Consider the following 18,179-nt stretch of genomic DNA (forward strand, 5'->3'; position numbering starts at 1 on the left):
ATCCAGGCAGGATCATGAAAAATCTTGTCAAACTTGTCCGGCCTGGAGGCACCCATGAACCGCTTTTGCTCCCTGTTGCTGACCGCTCTGACGGGCCTGGGCGCAGCATCGCTGCAGGCGGCCGAGCCTGCCCCTGGCTTGAAAGGCTGCGAGGCCAAGCGAGACGCCATCGAAAAGGAAATCCAGTACGCCAAGGAGCGGGGCCTGCCGTTCAAGGTGGCCGGCCTGGAAAAAGCCCTGAAGGAAAGCCAGGCCCATTGCACGGACGCCGGGTTGCGGCAGTCGCGCCAGGCCAAGGTGCGCCAGGCACAGGCCGAGGTCGAGGAACGCGAGGCCGACCTGGCGGCCGCCCAGGCCAAGGGTGATACGAAGAAGATCGAAAAGCGTCGGCAGAAGCTCGACGAGGCACGCGCCGAGCTGGAGGCCGCCAGGCGTCAGCTGGACCGATAGGCCGTTTGGCGCGCAGGTAACGGCTGGATGACCTGTGATGCAGCAGAAGAATGGCCTCGAGGCTTGCGCTGGCCAAGGGGTGCGTTAGGATCGTCGGGCCGGCGGCAGTCACCGCAAACCGCTGGTTTCACGATTATCCTCGACGAACGACGGCGGCAGGCCATGCCCATGCACGCCCAAGGAAGCCTCCATGATTTCTGTTTTGCGTCCATTGGCCTGGGCGCTTCCCGTGCTGGCCCTGTTGGCTGGCTGCAACGGCAACGATAACGCCAAGCCCTCGACCGAACCCCACGCCATCGCCACCTACGTTCCAGCCGACTGGCAGGACTTGCCGGCCGTCAGCGAGGACGACCTGCTGGCGGGCTTCCAGTCCTGGCGCAGCGGTTGCGAAAAGCTCACCCGCAACCCGGTCTGGGCGCCGGTCTGCGAGGCGGCGGCCACGGTACCGAACGACCCCTCTCACGTGCGCGCCTTCCTGCAGCAGCATCTCCAGGTCTATGGCATGCGCTCGGCACAGAACAGCGCCGACGGGCTGATCACCGGTTACTACGAACCCATCTACTACGGCAGCCTGGAACAGGCAGGGGCCGCCAACGTGCCGGTCTACGGCGTACCGCCGGACATGGTCACCGTGGACTTGGCAAGCGTTTACCCCGAACTCAAGGGCAAGCGTCTGCGCGGCCGGCTCGAAGGCAACGTGCTCAAGCCCTACGACACCGCCGACACGATCTACCGCAACGGTGCACAGGCCCCGGTACTGGCCTGGCTGACCGACCCGATGGACTTGCAGTTCCTGCAAATCCAGGGGTCCGGGCGCATCCAACTGGCCGATGGCCGACTGCTGCGCGTCGGTTACGCCGACCAGAACGGTCACCCTTATCGCCCGATCGGGCGCTGGCTGGTCGAGCAGGGTGAGCTGAAGAAGGAAGACGTCACCATGGGCGCCATCCATGCCTGGGCCCAGGCCCATCCCGAGCGCGTGCCGGAGCTGTTGGCGAGCAACCCCAGCTATGTGTTCTTCAGCACGCGCCCGGACAGCAACGAAGGGCCGCGTGGCTCGCTCAACGTTCCGCTGACGGCGGGCTACAGTGTGGCCATCGACCGCAAGGTGATTCCGCTGGGCAGCCTGTTGTGGCTGTCGACCACACGTCCGGATGGCAGCCCGGTGATTCGCCCGGTGGCGGCACAGGACACCGGCGGCGCCATCACCGGCGAAGTCCGCGCGGACCTGTTCTGGGGCACCGGCCCCCTGGCCGGACAACTGGCCGGCGACATGAAGCAGAAAGGCCAGATCTGGCTGCTGTGGCCGAAAGGCGCGCCGCTGCCGGACGTGCCCACGGTGCCTTGACGACGGAGGCTCAGGCCGACACGACGAAGAAGGCCACGACGATGGCCAGCCCGGCGGCCCAGACCAGCGAACGCAGCATGGCCCAGTCGGCCAGGTAGCAGATGATGTAGAGCAGACGGCTGGTGATGTAGAGCACGCCCAGCACATCCTGGGTGACCTGGTCCGCATTGCCGACCAGGTCGGCCACCAGCACGGCAGCGATGAAGGGCGGCAGCGCTTCGTGACTGTTCTGCTGCGCCGCATGGGCGCGGCGCGGCAACCCTTCCAGCGAATCGAGGAAACCACGCGGGTCGTGGTTGTCCTTCATGCCGAAGCGGCCGCTGCTGAGCTTGGCGATCAGCGTACAGACCAGCGGCAGGAAAATCGCGACCAGCACGCACCACAGGGCAACGGTCATGGCAGAGTCCTCGTTGAAACGGGTAGGAAAACGGAGGCAGCCCAGTCTTCGGGACCTGCTTGCAGCTAGGAGTGCTGGCCGACGAAAAAGGTTCTAGCGGCGTACCGGCGCTGAACGTTCTGTGGATTTCTGGTCATAAGCTGTGCCCCGAACCGTGGTAAAGGTCATCCAACGATTGCCTGAGTCATTCGGGCAACGAATTGGAATCCACTGTTACAGGAACCGGGATGCTCGAACTTGTCGCTGCGTTTATCTGCCTGACCACCCTCCTCACCTACGTCAATTACCGGTTCATCGGCCTGCCGCCTGCCATCGGCGTGATGGTCACGGCGCTGCTGTTCTCTCTGTGTCTGCAAGGGCTTAGCCTGATCGGCTACCCAGGACTCGAGGAACGCGTCGAAGGCCTGATGAACCAGATCGACTTCAATGACCTGCTGATGCACTGGATGCTGGCCTTCCTGCTGTTCGCCGGCGCCCTGCACGTGAACCTGACGGACCTGCGCAGCTATCGCTGGCCGATCGGCCTGCTGGCCACGGTCGGCGTGCTGATCGCCACGGTGGTGATCGGTTACCTGGCGCATTGGGTCTTCGCCCTGTTCGGCTGGCACGTCAGCCTGATCTACTGCCTGCTGTTCGGCGCGCTGATCTCGCCCACCGACCCGATCGCCGTGCTCGGCGCCCTGCGGACCGCCAATGCCTCCAAACCGTTGAAGACCACCATCGTCGGCGAGTCGCTGTTCAACGATGGCACGGCGGTGGTGGTGTTCACCGTGCTGCTGGGCATCATCGAACTGGGCGAGACGCCGAGCATGGCCGACACCGCACTGCTGTTCGTCCGCGAGGCGATCGGCGGGATCGCCTTCGGTGGCGTGCTGGGCTATGTCACCTACCGCATGATCAAGAGCGTGGAGCAGTACCAGGTCGAGGTCATGCTCACCCTGGCGCTGGTCATTGGCGGTTCGGCGATGTGCTACGAACTGCACGTGTCGGCACCGATCGCCATGGTGGTAGCGGGGTTGATCATCGGTAACCTGGGCCGCAACCTGGCGATGAACGACATGACCCGGCGCTACATGGATGGCTTCTGGGAACTGATCGACGACATGCTCAATGCGCTGCTGTTCGCGCTGATCGGTCTGGAGCTGCTGCTGCTGCCGTTCAACTGGCTGCACGTGGCGGCGGCGAGTGTCCTGGCCGTGGCCATCCTGCTTTCGCGCATGCTCACCGTGGCACCGGCGATCCTGCTGCTGCGCCGCTGGCGCAGCGTGCCCCAGGGCACCATCCGCGTGCTCACCTGGGGCGGCCTGCGCGGTGGGGTGTCGGTGGCACTGGCGCTGTCGTTGCCGATGGGCGAGGAACGCGACCTGCTGCTGAGCATCACCTACATCGTGGTGCTGTCGTCGATCCTGGTGCAGGGGTTGTCGATCGGTCGCGTGGTGCGTGGAGTGACGCGCCAGCCTGAATGAAGGAAGCGGATGCCTGTTCATGCCCCGACGGGACGCCAGGCATCCACCGCTCGTTCCGTCTGCGCCTGCATCGCGGGCAAGCCCGCTCCCACAAGCTGCTTGCGCAGTGATGCCTATATTGATGCTGCAGAGGTCTGTGTGGGAGCTGGCTTGCCAGCGATAGGGCCCTGCCAGGCGCCGCCTGCGTCGCAGGTAAGCCCGCACATCAGCCCATGCGGTCGGGCATGTGAGCTGGTCTAATGGCCCCGGACACCTCAATAGGTGAAAATACCCCTACTGAGGAGTTTTCATGACCAAGAAATACAGACAATTCGATGCTGCGTTCAAGCTGGAGGTTTGCCGGCTGATCGTCGACCAGGGCCAGAGTGTGAACTCGGTGTGCATGGATCTGAGCCTGAGCGACACGGCCGTGCGCCGCTGGGTTCAGCAGTACAAGGCCGAGCAGCTGGGTGGTCCGGGCATCGGCAAGCCGCTTACCAGTGAGCAGCAGCGGATTCGCCAGCTGGAGCAGCAGGTTCGCGAGTTGAAGATGGACAACGACATCTTAAAAAAAGCTACGGCCTTCTTTGCCCGCGAATTGAAGTGATCCACCAGCTGGTTCACCAATTGCAACGCAAGGCCTACCCGGTGGCACGTGTCTGCCGGGTACTGCGGATCAGTCGCTCGAGGTTCTACGAAGCCCGTCAGCAACAAGCCAGACCGCGTCCGGCCTGTCCGATCACTGCCCGGCTCAAGGCCACCTTCGAATCCACGGAGCGCTGCTACGGAAGCCGCCGCCTGCTCGGCGCACTGCGCAATGAGGGCATGGTCATCGGTCGCTTCAAGGTCCGCAGCCTCATGAAACAACAGGGCTTACGCCCAGTCTGGAAACGCAAGTTTGTTCATACTACCAACAGCAAGCACAGTTACCCGGTCGCCCCAAACCTGCTCAACCGCCAGTTCACGCCAGCAGGGGTCAATCAGTCTTGGGTAGCTGACATCACGTACATCCGTACCCGCAGCGGCTGGCTGTACCTGGCCGTGGTCATGGACTTGTTCTCGCGCAAGATCGTGGGTTGGGCGATGGCGCCGCACATGCGTGCCGACCTGGTATGCAATGCCCTGCAACTGGCGATTGCGCAACGGCAGCCGCCACCGGGCCTGATTGCCCACTCTGACCGCGGCAGCCAGTACGCCGGCGTTGCCTATCAGAGTCTGCTGGCGCGGCACGGCATGCACTGCAGCATGAGTCGCAAGGGGAACTGTTGGGACAACGCCGTGATGGAGCGCTTCTTCCTGAACCTGAAGATGGAGCGCGTCTGGCGCAAGGATTACGCCAATCATGGCGAGGCGATCAAGGACATCACGGACTACATCATGCGCTTCTACAACAGGACACGGTTGCACTCGACACTAGGCTACCTGGCTCCGAATCAATACGAGCTGAAGGCCGCCTGAAAATCACCGATCAAGGTGTCCGGAAAAAGTTGACCACCGCAATGTACCCAGTAGAAAAAGACAGTTGCTCCCACAAGCTGCTTGCGCAGTGATGCCTGTATTGATGCTGCAGAGGTCTGTGTGGGAGCTGGCTTGCCAGCGATAGGGTCCTGCCAGGCGCCGCATGCGTCGCGGGTAAGCCCACACAACATCAGCCCATGCGGTCGGGCATTTACCAAGTAGAAAAGACGTTGCTCCCACAAGCTGCTTGCGCAGCCATGCCTAGACCGGCGGCTGCAGAGATCTGGGTGGGAGCTGGCTTGCCAGCGATAGGGCCCTGCCAGGCGCCGCATGCGGTTGGGCATGTACCGAGTAGATAAGACAGTTGCCCCCACATGGGGCAACGGCGTTCTGGCCAGTCAGCGCCGTGCTATCGCTCCGTCCTGCACCGCAGCAAGACCGCCCGTCCCGAGCCTTGCGGGCTTGCCTGCGATAGCGTCCGGCCCATCACCGCCTCACTCCAAGGCAGTGTCGAATTGATCGTCGATGTACTTGATCTTCGTCCGCCCATGGGGTGCCGGCAGGCCGTCTTCGCCCAGGTTGACGAAGACCATGCGGTCGACGGTCAGGATGCTCTTGCGGGTGATCTTGTTGCGCACTTCGCAGCGCAGGGTGATCGAGGTGCGGCCGAACTCGGTGGCGGTGATGCCCAGCTCGATGATGTCGCCCTGGCGCGAGGCACTGACGAAGTTGATCTCGGACATGTACTTGGTGACCACGCGCTGGTTGCCCAGCTGGACGATGGCGTAGATCGCCGCCTCTTCATCGATCCAGCGCAGCAGGCTGCCACCGAACAGAGTGCCATTGGGGTTGAGGTCTTCAGGTTTCACCCATTTGCGGGTATGGAAATTCATGCGTGCTCCTCGTCGCTGGCCAGTCGTGGAAGCATCATGGCAGAGCCTTCGGCACGACTCCATTGAAGATCGACCATCGTCTCGATAGTCGACGGAAAGCCTTGGGTCGGCGCCCCAAGCAAGGTTATAATCGACGCCGTTTCACGTGGCCGCTCAGCGCGCGCCATGCCCGCCACCCGTCCGAGGGGCGCTGCAGCAGGTTCGACCTGTCAGGCTCGGTCGGGGCGTTGTCCGTCTCGCGGACGCTCAAACGCACAACGGCGCCCATTCGCTATCACGAATGGAGGCTCTCAATGAGCGCTGTAGACATGCCCGCAGGTTTTTCCGATTTCAAGGTCGCCGACATTTCCCTGGCCGGCTGGGGCCGTCGCGAGATCATCATCGCCGAATCGGAAATGCCCGCATTGATGGGCCTGCGCCGCAAGTACCAGGGTGAACAACCGCTCAAGGGCGCGCGCATCCTCGGCTGCATCCACATGACCATCCAGACCGCCGTGCTGATCGAGACCCTGACCGCGCTGGGCGCCGAAGTCCGCTGGTCGTCCTGCAACATCTTCTCGACCCAGGACCAGGCCGCCGCCGCCATCGCTGCCGCCGGTATCCCGGTGTTCGCCTGGAAAGGCGAGACCGAGCAGGAGTACGAGTGGTGCATCGAGCAGACCATCCTCAAGGACGGTCAGCCTTGGGACGCCAACATGGTTCTGGACGACGGCGGTGACCTGACCGAGATCCTGCACCACAAGTACCCGGCCATGCTGGACAAGATCCACGGCGTGACCGAAGAGACCACCACCGGCGTGCACCGCCTGCTGGACATGCTGGCCAAGGGCGAGCTGAAGGTCCCGGCGATCAACGTCAACGACTCGGTCACCAAGAGCAAGAACGACAACAAGTACGGTTGCCGTCACAGCCTCAACGACGCCATCAAGCGCGGCACCGACCACCTGCTGTCGGGCAAGCAGGCCCTGGTGATCGGCTACGGCGACGTGGGCAAGGGCTCGGCCCAGTCCCTGCGTCAGGAAGGCATGATCGTCAAGGTCACCGAAGTCGACCCGATCTGCGCCATGCAGGCGTGCATGGACGGCTACGAAGTGGTCTCGCCGTTCAAGGACGGCATCAACACCGGCACCGAAGAAGGCATCAACCGTGACCTGCTCGGCCGCATCGACCTGATCGTCACCACCACCGGTAACGTCAACGTCTGCGACGCGAACATGCTCAAGGCGCTGAAGAAGCGTGCCGTGGTCTGCAACATCGGCCACTTCGACAACGAGATCGACACCGCCTTCATGCGCAAGCACTGGGCGTGGGAAGAGGTCAAGCCGCAGGTGCACAAGATCCACCGCACCGGCCATGGCGACTTCGATCCACAGAACGACGACTACCTGATCCTGCTGGCCGAAGGCCGCCTGGTGAACCTGGGCAACGCCACGGGCCACCCGAGCCGGATCATGGACGGCTCGTTCGCCAACCAGGTACTGGCCCAGATCTTCCTGTTCGAGCAGAAGTACGCCGACCTGTCGGCCGAGCGCAAGGCCGAGCGCCTGACCGTCGAAGTCCTGCCGAAGAAGCTCGACGAAGAAGTGGCCCTGGAGATGGTGCGCGGCTTCGGCGGCGTGGTCACCCAGCTGACCCCGCAGCAGGCCGAGTACATCGGCGTGACCGTCGAAGGTCCGTTCAAGCCGGAAGCGTACCGCTACTAAGGCGTTGCGGTTGAGGGAGAGGTGAGCTGCAAGCTGCAAGCTTCGATTACAGCGCTTGCTACTTTGCTCACCTCCCTCAGACGCCGCATTCTGCTCCTACTTGTAGCTTGTAGCTTGTAGCTCCCCTACTCGTAGCTTGCAGCTAGAGGAAGACCCATGTCAGAAAAACGCAGTTACAGCTTCGAGTTCTTCCCCACCAAGACCGAAGCCGGCCATGAAAAACTGATGGGCGTCGCCCGCCAGCTGGCCACGCTGAACCCTGAATTCTTCTCCTGCACCTATGGTGCCGGTGGCTCCACCCGTGACCGTACCCTCAACACCGTGTTGCAACTGGAACACGAAGTGAAGATCCCGGCCGCGCCCCACCTGTCCTGCGTGGGCGACAGCAAGGCCGAATTGCGCGCCCTGCTCGAGCAGTACCAGCAGGCCGGCATCCAGCGCATCGTCGCCCTGCGCGGCGACCTGCCATCGGGCATGGGCATGTCGTACGGCGAACTGCGCTACGCCAGCGACCTGGTGGAATTCATTCGCCAGGAAACCGGTGATCACTTCCGTCTGGAAGTGGCGGCCTACCCGGAGATGCACCCGCAGGCCCGCGACTTCGAAAGCGACCTGAACAACTTCGTGCGCAAGGTCAAGGCCGGAGCCGACAGCGCGATCACCCAGTACTTCTTCAACGCCGACAGCTACTTCCATTTCGTCGAGCGCGTGCAGAAGATGGGCGTGGACATTCCACTGATCCCGGGCATCATGCCGATCACCAACTACAGCAAGCTGGCACGCTTCTCCGACGCGTGCGGTGCCGACATCCCGCGCTGGATTCGCAAGCAGCTCGAAGCCTATGGCGACGACGTGCGCAGCATCCAGGCCTTCGGCGAAGAGGTGATCACACGCATGTGCGAACAGCTGCTCGCAGGCGGTGCGCCGGGCTTGCACTTCTATACGCTCAACCAGGCCGAGGCCAGCACGGCCATCTGGAACAACCTGCAGTTGCCGCGTTGAGCCGCTCGTCGCGTTCGCCTCTGGCCGAACGTGACGGGCTGCACGTCTTGACGCCATTGCTCTGGTTCTCGTCGACCATCCGTCGTACTCTGCCGCGATGCCACACTTCGCACGTCTTCTCTGGATTGCCCTGCTCGTTCTGCTGAGTACGGTCGCCCACGCCGAGCGCGTGCGCATCGTCAGCGACGATTGGGCGCCCTATGTCCATTTGCAGGCCGGCCAGCCAGCAGGCGTCCACCAACGTCTCGTGACCGAGGTCTTCCGTCGTCTCGGCATCGAGGTGGACTGGCAGTTCATGCCGTGGCGCCGTTGCCTGGCCATGGTCGAGCAAGGTCAGGCCGATGGCATACTGGACGTGCTCAGGACGCCAGCGCGTGAGCGCTACCTGGTGTATGCGCCCGAGCCGCTTTCACAGGTCGAATTCGTCCTGTTCCAGTCGCGCGAGCGCCCTCATCCGGCGCAGCGCCTGGAAGACCTCGCCGGACTCTCGATCGGAACCTCGCCCGACTATGACTATGGCGAGGCCTTCAACACCTCCACGCTCTTTCGCCGGGAAACGGCGCAGACCCACGAAGCCAATTTTGGCAAATTGTTGCGCGGACGCATCGACATGCTGGTCACGGACCGCCGTGTCGGGCACTATCTGATCCAGCAGATGGGCATCGCCGACTCGGTCGAGATGTTGCCCCTGCTGATCCACCGTCGTCCCCAGTACCTGGCATTGGGGCGTCGGCCCGGCGCTGAACGATTGGCGCAGCGGTTTGCCGAAGCGTTGCAGCGCGTGCGGCAGGAGCCTGGTTTCCAGGCACTCGAACTGCCCGAGTATGCCCATGCGCTTCCTGGTGCCATTGAGCAGCAGGACAGCGGCACACCCTGAATGCTCTGTTATACTCCGACCTTCCCGCCTAGGCTCACGCCCGGACGCTCGGTCTTGCAACAGGCATTCGAACGGCAGTGACACGCCACTCGCGTCGTCGCGCCACCCTTGATTGCATCGAAAGATCCAGCTGTACCGGACGCGATCGCATCCCTCGATGCCCATCGCGCCAGGCACGATCATCCCATAGGGCTCAGCCCCCACTAGAACAGGATTGCCCATGTCCTTCGCCTCCCTCGGTCTCTCCGAGGCTCTAGTCCGCGCTATCGAGGCTGCGGGCTACACCCAGCCGACCCCCGTGCAACAGCGGGCGATTCCCGCCGTGTTGCAAGGCCGTGACCTGATGGTCGCCGCCCAGACAGGGACAGGTAAGACCGGCGGCTTCGCCCTGCCGATTCTCGAGCGCCTGTTCCCGGAGGGTCATCCGGACAAATCGCAACGTCACGGCCCGCGCCAGCCGCGCGTGCTGGTCCTGACACCGACCCGCGAACTCGCGGCGCAGGTGCATGACAGCTTCAAGCTCTACGCCCGCGACCTCAAGTTCGTCAGCGCCTGCATCTTCGGCGGTGTCGGCATGAACCCGCAGGTGCAAGCCATGGCCAAGGGCGTGGACGTGCTGGTCGCCTGTCCGGGCCGCCTGCTCGACCTGGCCGGCCAAGGCAGCGTCGACCTCTCGCGCGTCGAGATCCTGGTGCTCGACGAAGCCGACCGCATGCTCGACATGGGCTTCATCCATGACGTGAAGAAGGTCCTGGCCCGCCTCCCGGCCAAGCGTCAGAACCTGCTGTTCTCGGCGACCTTCTCCAAGGACATCACCGAGCTGGCCGACAAGCTGCTGCACAACCCCGAGCGCATCGAAGTCACCCCGCCGAACACCACGGTCGAGCGCATCGAGCAGCGGGTCTACCGCCTGGCCTCCAGCCACAAGCGCGCTCTGCTGGCGCACCTGATCACCCTGGGTGCCTGGGAACAGGTGCTGGTGTTCACCCGCACCAAGCACGGCGCCAACCGCCTGGCCGAATACCTCGAGAAGCACGGCCTGACCGCCGCGGCGATCCACGGCAACAAGAGCCAGAACGCGCGTACCAAGGCGCTGGCCGACTTCAAGGCCAACAGCGTACGTGTCCTGGTCGCCACCGACATCGCCGCACGCGGCCTGGACATCGACCAGCTGCCCCACGTGGTGAACTTCGAGCTGCCGAACGTCGAGGAAGACTACGTGCACCGTATCGGCCGTACCGGTCGTGCGGGGCGTTCTGGTGAGGCCATCTCGTTGGTGGCACCGGACGAAGAGAAGCTGCTCAAGAGCATCGAGCGCGTCACCCGCCAGCGCATCCCCGATGGCGACTGGATGGGCTTCGATGCCAGCCAGGTCGAAGCCGAGAAGCCGGAAGTCCGTGAACGCCAGCCGCAAGGCCGTGGCGGGCGCAACCAGCCGCGCAGCGACGATGCCGGCGGGCGCAAGGACAAAGGCAAGGACAAGGGCAAGGCGCGCCAGGGCACTGCCAAGACGTCGAGCGAGAAGACCGACAGGACCGAGCGCAGCGACAAGCCTGCGGCCGAGGGTCGTCCAGCCCGCAAGCCGCGTGACAACAAGCCGCGCCAGCCAGCGTCCGGCAAGCCGCAGGACAGCGCCCCTGCCGCCCGGGCCGACCGCGATCCGGAAGTCTTCCTGGACGACGATGTCGACAACTTCGGCAACCGCGCCGATTACGTCAGCCCTTACCAGAACCGCAACCAGGGCCGTAACCGCGGTAAATCCGGTGGCGGTCAGGGCCAGGGGCAAGGCGCACCGCGCACGCCCGCAGGCGGTCAGGGTCGTGGAACGAGCGCCCCTCGCAGCGGCGGTGGTGGTGCGAACAGCGGCGACAAGCGTCCGCGCAACAACGGTGGCGCGCGTCGTGACAACGCCCAGGGGCGCAATCGACCTGCCGGTGGCCGTGACGACCTGAACCGGCAGGAGCCGGCGGTCCGCAGCCCACGTGAGTCGCAGAACCAGCCCGTGATCATCCGCAAGGAATCCAAGCTCGACCGTTACCCGACGCCCGAGCAGCTGGATGACGCCCCAGGGCGTCCACGGGGTGAGCGTCCGGCTCTGCTGACCCGCAAGGGCTGAGCAGACCCTGCCGGCCCTGCTGGGGCCGGCGAACGGACGCGCAACGAAAAGGCCAGGGGGCTCGCGCCCACTGGCCTTTCGTGTGTCTGGCGTCAGGCGCTGGCAGCAGCGCGCCCTTCGTTCAGGTCACTTCTGCTTCACGCCTTCCAGGCTGATGTCCAGGTCGAGCGTCTGGGACGTCGGGCCCAGCTTTGTGACTTCAATGCCGAAATCGCTCAGTTTCAGCGTGGTCGTGGCGTTGAAGCCTGCACGCTCACCACCCCATGGGTCCTTGCCTTCACCGTTGAACACGGCCTTGAAGGTCACCGGCTTGGTCACACCGTGCAGTGTCAGGTCGCCGGTCACGTCGGCGGTCTTGTCACCGGTCGATTTGACGGCGGTCGAGACGAACTTCGCGTCCGGGTACTTCTTCACATCCAGGAAATCGGCACTGGCGATGTGCTTGTCACGCTCGGCATGGTTGGACCACAGGCTGGCCGTCTTCAGGTCGACGCTGATCTTGCTCGCCTCGGGCTTGGCGCTGTCCCAGCTGAACGAGCCGCCGAAGTCCTTGAACGTGCCGTGGATGAAGCTGTAGCCCAGGTGGCTGATCTTCCAGTCGACGAAGGCATGCTGGCCTTCCTTGTCGATCGTGTAATCGGCGGCCATGGCTTGACCGGCGGTGAACAGGGCGGTGCCAAGCGCCAGTGCAGCAAACGTCTTCTTCAACATCCTCAGGTCCTTCCTTTGCAAGTGTGGGTTGAGCATCAAGCCTTGCGGCCGAGCATACGAAGCAAGGTCGCATCCCGGTCGATGAAATGATGTTTGAGTGCAGCCAGCCCATGCAGGCCAGCGAAGATCACCAGGCCCCAGGCCAGGTAAAGGTGAACGGTACCCGCCGTGTCGGCCTGGTCGGGCAGGTTGCTGACCAGTGCCGGCACCTCGAACAGGCCGAACACTGGGATGCCGACGCCATCGGCGGTGGAAATCAGGTAACCGGCCAGCATGACCGCGAACAGCCCCAGGTACAGCGCCAGGTGCCCGGCCTTGGCCGCGACACGGGTAAAGCCGCCGTGGCTGGGCAGTGCCGGCGGGGGCGGGCTGAGAAAGCGCCACACCACTCGCACCAGCATGACGGCCAGCAGGGTCAGGCCAATGCTCTTGTGCAGGTCAGGCCCCGCCTTGCGCCAAGGATCGTAATAGTCCAGATCGACCATCCACAGACCCAGTGCGAACAGGCTGAACACCGTGAGCGCTACGCTCCAGTGCAGCACGATGCTGATCCAACCATACCGAGAAGGTGTATTACGCAGTTGCATGGGGGCGAGTTCCTGTAAGCGCTGTGCACAGACTACCGTTTAATAGATCGAATGAAAGCGGAAAAACCTGCTTCAAATGATCGACATTCACGATGATGAGTCTCGTCACCGGCTGTTAAGGAAACGTTAACGATAGCCTTTGCGTGAGTCGATGCAACAAGGGCGCTGAGGTTTTCAGCGCCTTTGTCCTGGGGAATCAGTTCACCGGAGCGGGTGAACCCTTGCTGGGCGGGGTGTGCTTCGTGGGTTTGGCCGGCGCCTTGTGGGTCGCTGGCGCGGTCGCCTTGTGCGGGGCAGGATGCTTGGCCGGCGCGGTCTTGGCCGGCGTCTTCACATGACTTGGCGCGGCTTTGCCAGAGGCTGCCTTGGGGGCTGCAACGGCAGGCGCGGGCGTCTGGACAGCAGGCGCCGGGGCGCTCGCGGGCGACTCGACCTTGGTCTCGGGCACAACAGGTGCCGGTTCAGGCGTTGGTGCAGGCGCCGGCGCCGGGGTCGTCCCGCCCCAGTGGAACAGACGCTTGAAGAAGCCGGGCTTCTCCGGCTGGGCGTCAGCGGCCTTGCCGGACGCTGCCGGTGCAGGGGTAGGCTGGACCGTTTTCGGTGTCTGGGAAGACGTGCCCCAACCGCCGAACAGTTTGGAGAAGAATCCACCCTCGCCTTGCGCAGCCGATGCCTTGGCCGCGCCAGCAGCGGCAGCCGCGGCGACCGGTGCGGCCTTGACCGGGTCGAAGGACTTGCCCGCCGCCAGGTCCTGTACCTGGCTGGCGGCGCGCTGGCCACTGCGCAGCGCGCCTTCCAGCGTGCCTGGGTACAGCGCATCGGTGTGCTCACCGGCAAAAGCGATACGCTGCACCGGGCGCTCCCACAGTCGCCAGTACTTGCTGATCTGCCCAGGCCCGTAGGCCAGGTAGGCACCGGCGGTGTTGGCGTCGGTACTGTAGCGACGCACTTCGTAGCCGCTGAACGCACCGCGCGCCTGCGGGTAGAAGGCGTGGAAGCGAATCAGCACCTGGTCGACCATCTGCTTGTCGCCGAAGGCCTGCAGCAGGCGTGCGTTGTCGCCCGACAGGTTGATGACCACGTTCGCACCGCCCTTGAGCGCCGGCTCGATCCAGAGCATGCCGAGCCCGGCGTTGCTGTAGATCTCGCCCGACATGCGCGCGCGACTTTCCCACACGGGTTTCTTGAACTTCAGCAGCAACTGGTCGCGCCAGCCGTAGTTGGTCGCCTTGATCGCCGACACGTGCTGGTTGTCCAGCCCGGGGGTGACCTGGATCTTGGCCAGCGCGCGCAGTGGCACGGCCATGACCACGTAGTCCGCCCGGTAGCCGACACCGCCGACCTTGACCGTGACGCCGTCCTTGTCCTGGTTGATCGAACTGACCGGCGAGGTGGTCTTGAGGGTCTTGATCTGCTTGACGAACGCCTGGGCCAGCACCGGGCTGCCGCCAGGCAGGCGCGACGCACGCAGGTCACGGTCATCGACACCGCGATACACCCGCGCCTGCTGGGCGAAGTACAGCAGCGACAGGCGCGAAGGCTCGTCGTAGCGGGTGCGGATCTGCTGGTTGATCAACTGCCGCGCGGTGGCAGGCAGTTGCAGCTTGTCGAGCCAGCTGGACACGGTGATCTGGTCCAGGGCGAACAGGGTGCTGGTGGCCTTGGGGTCCAGGGGGTCGTCGATCGAGCGGGCCAGATCGTCCAGGGTCTTCTCGTAGCGCTTGATGGCCTCGGCCGTGGCCGGCTGCTTGACCGCCAGGTCGGCGCTGCTCACGTACTCGCCATCGATCAGGTAGCCTGGCGTGCGCACGAATTCCGGCGCCGGCAGGGTCTGCAGCTTGAACCGATCCAGGTAGTGGTTGAGCACCGGCTGGACCTTGTCCTTGCCGATCCACTCGCTGGTGGCCAGGCCCGAACGTCCACCCACGCTGGGCTTGGCCTCGAGCACGGTCACCTGCCAGCCCTTGTCCTGCAGTTCGACGGCGGCGGCCAGGCCTGCCAGCCCGCCTCCGACCACGATCGCAGTCTTGTCCTGGGCCAGCGCAACGCTGCCCGACATGCCAATCACTAACAACGCGCACACGCGCAGCCAACCACCAGCCATCTTTGCTGAACTCCGGTTCAAGGGCGAGGAAGTCGAGGGCAGAACACCCTCTAGGGGAAGAGACTGGCGAAGAATACGCGAGGGCCATCATGCCTGCCAGCACGGCACGCATCCGATCGCGCGATGATTGTGGGTTGTTCTGACGCGGCGCATTGCATAGGCTTGCCGCGCATGTCCGCGCCACCCGCCAGGAGAACGACCATGGGCCTCAATCAACAGTGGATGCAACGTGACCTCGAGGTCCTGTGGCATCCCTGCACGCAGATGAAAGACCACGAGCGGCTGCCGCTGATCCCGATCAAGCGCGGCGAGGGGGTGTGGCTGGAAGACTTCGAGGGCAAGCGCTACCTGGACGCGGTGAGCTCCTGGTGGGTCAATGTCTTCGGGCATGCCAACCCGCGCATCAACCAACGCATCAAGGACCAGGTCGACCAGCTCGAACACGTCATCCTGGCCGGCTTCAGCCATCAGCCGGTGATCGAGCTGTCCGAGCGCCTGGTGGCCCTGACGCCCGCGGGCCTGGACCGGGTCTTCTATGCCGACAACGGCTCCTCGTGCATCGAGGTGGCGCTGAAGATGAGCTTTCATTACTGGCTCAACCGTGGCCAGCCGGAGAAGAAGCGTTTCGTCACCTTGAGCAACAGCTACCATGGCGAAACCATCGCCGCCATGTCGGTGGGCGACGTGCCGCTGTTCACCGAAACCTACAAGGCTTTGCTGCTGGACACGATCAAGGTGCCCAGCCCGGACTGCTACCTGCGGCCCGAGGGCATGAGCTGGGAGGCCCATTCGCGCAACCTGTTCGCGGTCATGGAGCAGACCCTGGCCGAGCACCATGCCAGCATCGCCGCCGTGATCGTCGAGCCACTGATCCAGGGGGCCGGTGGCATGCGCATGTACCATCCGGTGTACCTGCGCCTGCTGCGCGAGGCCTGCGACCGCTACGGCGTGCACCTGATCCACGACGAGATCGCCGTCGGCTTCGGCCGTACCGGCACGATGTTCGCCTGCGAACAGGCCGGGATCCGCCCGGACTTCCTCTGCCTGTCCAAGGCCCTGACCGGTGGCTACCTGCCGCTGGCCGCTTGCCTGACCACCGACGACGTCTACCAGGCCTTCTACGACGACTACCCGACGCTGCGCGCCTTCCTGCACTCGCACAGCTATACCGGCAACCCGCTGGCGTGCGCCGCCGCGCTGGCGACCCTGGACATCTTCGAGCAGGACCAGGTGATCGAGGCCAACAAGGCCCTGGCCGCGCGCATGGCCAGCGCCACCGCGCACCTGGTCGATCACCCGCACGTCGCCGAGGTGCGCCAGACCGGCATGGCCTTGGCGATCGAGATGGTCCGTGACAAAGCCGGCAAGGTGGCCTACCCCTGGCAGGAACGGCGCGGCCTGAAGGTCTTCGAACATGCCCTGACCCGTGGCGCCCTGCTGCGGCCGCTGGGCAGCGTGGTCTACTTCCTGCCGCCCTACGTGATCACGCCGGAGCAGATCGACTTCCTGGCCGAGGTGGCCACCGAAGGCATCGATCTGGCCACCCGCGAGCGGATCAGCGTGAGCGTGCCCGAGGGCTTCCACCCTGACTTCCGCGACCCAGGCTGAGGCCCGCCTGCGTGTTCCACCGATGATCCATCGGGCCTTCGGGCCCTTCAACCCTGTGAGCAGAGCCCCTTCATGAGAGTGTCCCGTTTCTTCATCGATGCCGCCTTGAGCCTTGGCGAGCACGACCTGCCCGAGGCCCAGGCCCACTACATCGGACGTGTGCTGCGCCTGACCGCCGGCGACGCCGTGCAGCTGTTCGACGGCAGCGGCCAGGAGTTTCGCGGCCATGTGCTGGAGGTGGGCAAGAAACACGTGCGTGTGACGCTGGACCAGGCCCTGCCGGGCCAGCCCGAGTCGCTGCTGCACATTCACCTCGGCCAGGGGCTGTCGCGGGGCGAGCGCATGGACTGGGCGATCCAGAAAGCCACCGAACTGGGCGCTCAGGAAATCACGCCGATCGTCAGCGAACGCTGCGAAGTGCGCCTCAAGGACGAGCGGGCCGACAAGCGCATGGCCCACTGGCGGCAGGTGGCGATCAGCGCCTGCGAGCAATGCGGCCGCTCGACGCTGCCGGTGATCCACCCACCGACCTCCCTGGCCGACTGGACCGCCAGCGCCGAGGCCGACCTCAAGCTGGTCCTGCACCCGGTCGCCGAGCCGCTGACCACCCATGAGCGCCCTGCCCGCCTGGCCTTTCTGATCGGTCCGGAAGGCGGCCTGAGCGAGGCCGAGGTCGAGCAGGCCAAGGGCAAGGGCTTCCAGGCCGCACGCCTGGGGCCACGGGTCTTGCGCACCGAGACGGCGCCTGTGGTGGCGCTGGCGGTGGCGCAGCAGCTCTGGGGCGACTTCTGAGACAGGCCTGAGCAGTCGCCTTACAGGACGAACCCGAGTATCGCCACGAAGTGCATCAGGCTGCCGACGATGACGAACAGGTGCCAGATGCCGTGCCAGTGGCGAAAGCGCTTGTCGTAGGCGAAGAACAGAATGCCAATGGTGTAGAACGCGCCCCCGCCGGCGAGCCAGGCGAAGCCGGCACCCCCCAGTGTGGCGAGCAGCGGCTTGACCGCCACCAGCACGATCCAGCCCATCAAGGCATAGATGACGATCGACAGCACCCGCGCTTCCGAGCGCGGCTTGATTTCCTGCAGCATGCCGATCACCGCCAGCCCCCAGACCACGCCGAACAGGCTCCAGCCCCACGGCCCGCGCAGGCTGACCAGGCAGAACGGCGTGTAGCTGCCGGCAATCAGCAGATAGATCGACAGGTGATCGAGCTTGCGCAGGATGACCTTGGTGCGGCCCCGCGTGCTGTGGTAGAGCGTCGAGACGCTGTAGAGCAACAGCAGCGTGACGCCATAGATGGAGACGCTGACGACTTTCCAGGGGTCGCCCTGCAAGCCTGCGCTCACGATCAGCCAGACGGCCCCCAGGCACGCCAGCAGGGCACCGACCAGGTGCGTCCAGGCATTGAAACGTTCACCGTAATACATGCCAGAACTGACCCCCGGCCCCTGCACCGGGTTCCCTTTCCCTCGGGCCG

Annotated in this window: 17 protein-coding genes and 1 other annotated feature; of the genes, 11 read left to right on the top strand and 6 right to left on the bottom strand. The window is 64.5% G+C overall.

Going from position 1 to position 18,179, the window contains the following annotated elements; genetic code table 11:
- Positions 1-54 precede the first annotated feature (54 nt).
- Positions 55-450, top strand: a complete 396-nt coding sequence (locus APT63_18195; GenBank protein AMA47398.1) for a hypothetical protein — start codon at positions 55-57, stop codon at positions 448-450.
- Between the two features lie 190 nt (positions 451-640).
- Positions 641-1,798, top strand: a complete 1,158-nt coding sequence (locus APT63_18200) for a transglycosylase (GenBank protein ID AMA47399.1) — start codon at positions 641-643, stop codon at positions 1,796-1,798.
- 10 nt (positions 1,799-1,808) lie between these two features.
- Here the strand turns inward: APT63_18200 and APT63_18205 are convergent, their stop codons facing one another.
- Positions 1,809-2,195, bottom strand: coding sequence for a hypothetical protein (locus APT63_18205; protein AMA47400.1), 387 nt, complete (start codon positions 2,193-2,195; stop codon positions 1,809-1,811).
- Between the two features lie 227 nt (positions 2,196-2,422).
- Between APT63_18205 and APT63_18210 the strand changes: the two genes are divergently transcribed.
- From APT63_18210 to APT63_18220, 3 genes are all read left to right on the top strand, one after another.
- Positions 2,423-3,661, top strand: a complete 1,239-nt coding sequence (locus tag APT63_18210; protein ID AMA47401.1) for a sodium:proton antiporter — start codon at positions 2,423-2,425, stop codon at positions 3,659-3,661.
- Positions 3,662-3,950: 289 nt separating this feature from the next.
- Positions 3,951-4,247: a transposase gene (locus tag APT63_18215; GenBank protein AMA47402.1), complete on the top strand. Its 297-nt coding sequence runs from the start codon at positions 3,951-3,953 to the stop codon at positions 4,245-4,247.
- Positions 4,244-5,098, top strand: coding sequence for an integrase (locus tag APT63_18220; GenBank protein ID AMA47403.1), 855 nt, complete (start codon positions 4,244-4,246; stop codon positions 5,096-5,098). Before APT63_18215 ends, APT63_18220 begins: the two co-directional genes overlap by 4 nt.
- 494 nt (positions 5,099-5,592) lie before the next feature.
- Here the strand turns inward: APT63_18220 and APT63_18225 are convergent, their stop codons facing one another.
- On the bottom strand, positions 5,593-5,991 hold the full coding sequence (locus tag APT63_18225; GenBank protein AMA47404.1) for an acyl-CoA thioesterase: 399 nt from the start codon (positions 5,989-5,991) through the stop codon (positions 5,593-5,595).
- A gap of 176 nt (positions 5,992-6,167) precedes the next feature.
- Positions 6,168-6,264: a binding site (S-adenosyl-L-homocysteine riboswitch), on the top strand.
- Positions 6,265-6,284: 20 nt separating this feature from the next.
- Here APT63_18225 and APT63_18230 point away from each other — a divergent pair.
- From APT63_18230 to APT63_18245, 4 genes are all read left to right on the top strand, one after another.
- Positions 6,285-7,694, top strand: coding sequence for an adenosylhomocysteinase (locus APT63_18230; GenBank protein ID AMA47405.1), 1,410 nt, complete (start codon positions 6,285-6,287; stop codon positions 7,692-7,694).
- A 156-nt stretch (positions 7,695-7,850) separates the two neighbouring features.
- Positions 7,851-8,696, top strand: coding sequence for a 5,10-methylenetetrahydrofolate reductase (locus tag APT63_18235; GenBank protein ID AMA47406.1), 846 nt, complete (start codon positions 7,851-7,853; stop codon positions 8,694-8,696).
- A gap of 97 nt (positions 8,697-8,793) precedes the next feature.
- Entirely contained in the window at positions 8,794-9,573 is a 780-nt protein-coding gene (locus tag APT63_18240; protein ID AMA47407.1) for an amino acid ABC transporter substrate-binding protein, read from the top strand.
- 220 nt (positions 9,574-9,793) lie between these two features.
- Positions 9,794-11,689: a DEAD/DEAH box helicase gene (locus tag APT63_18245; protein ID AMA47408.1), complete on the top strand. Its 1,896-nt coding sequence runs from the start codon at positions 9,794-9,796 to the stop codon at positions 11,687-11,689.
- A gap of 126 nt (positions 11,690-11,815) precedes the next feature.
- On the opposite strand, the gene APT63_18250 is transcribed toward APT63_18245, so the two are convergent.
- The 3 genes from APT63_18250 to APT63_18260 form a co-directional block, all read right to left on the bottom strand.
- Positions 11,816-12,400 carry a hypothetical protein gene (locus APT63_18250; protein ID AMA47409.1) on the bottom strand — a complete coding sequence of 195 codons (585 nt, stop codon included), beginning with the start codon at positions 12,398-12,400 and terminating at the stop codon, positions 11,816-11,818.
- A gap of 35 nt (positions 12,401-12,435) precedes the next feature.
- Positions 12,436-12,987, bottom strand: coding sequence for a cytochrome B (locus APT63_18255; protein AMA47410.1), 552 nt, complete (start codon positions 12,985-12,987; stop codon positions 12,436-12,438).
- Positions 12,988-13,183: 196 nt separating this feature from the next.
- Entirely contained in the window at positions 13,184-15,091 is a 1,908-nt protein-coding gene (locus APT63_18260; protein ID AMA47411.1) for an amine oxidase, read from the bottom strand.
- 201 nt (positions 15,092-15,292) lie between these two features.
- On the opposite strand from APT63_18260, the gene APT63_18265 reads away from it, so the two are divergent.
- Complete coding sequence (locus tag APT63_18265; GenBank protein ID AMA47412.1) at positions 15,293-16,699, top strand: adenosylmethionine-8-amino-7-oxononanoate aminotransferase; 1,407 nt, start codon at positions 15,293-15,295, stop codon at positions 16,697-16,699.
- 72 nt (positions 16,700-16,771) lie between these two features.
- Positions 16,772-17,491 (top strand): 16S rRNA methyltransferase, encoded by a 720-nt coding sequence (locus APT63_18270; protein ID AMA47413.1) that lies wholly within the window; start codon positions 16,772-16,774, stop codon positions 17,489-17,491.
- A gap of 20 nt (positions 17,492-17,511) precedes the next feature.
- Here APT63_18270 and APT63_18275 read toward each other — a convergent pair whose 3' ends face one another.
- A complete protein-coding gene (locus APT63_18275) occupies positions 17,512-18,129 on the bottom strand; it encodes a hemolysin III (protein ID AMA47414.1) in 618 nt (205 codons plus the stop codon).
- Positions 18,130-18,179 lie beyond the last annotated feature (50 nt).

Origin of the sequence: Pseudomonas monteilii (assembly GCA_001534745.1) — a bacterium.
Classification (GTDB): Bacteria; Pseudomonadota; Gammaproteobacteria; order Pseudomonadales; family Pseudomonadaceae; genus Aquipseudomonas; species Aquipseudomonas alabamensis.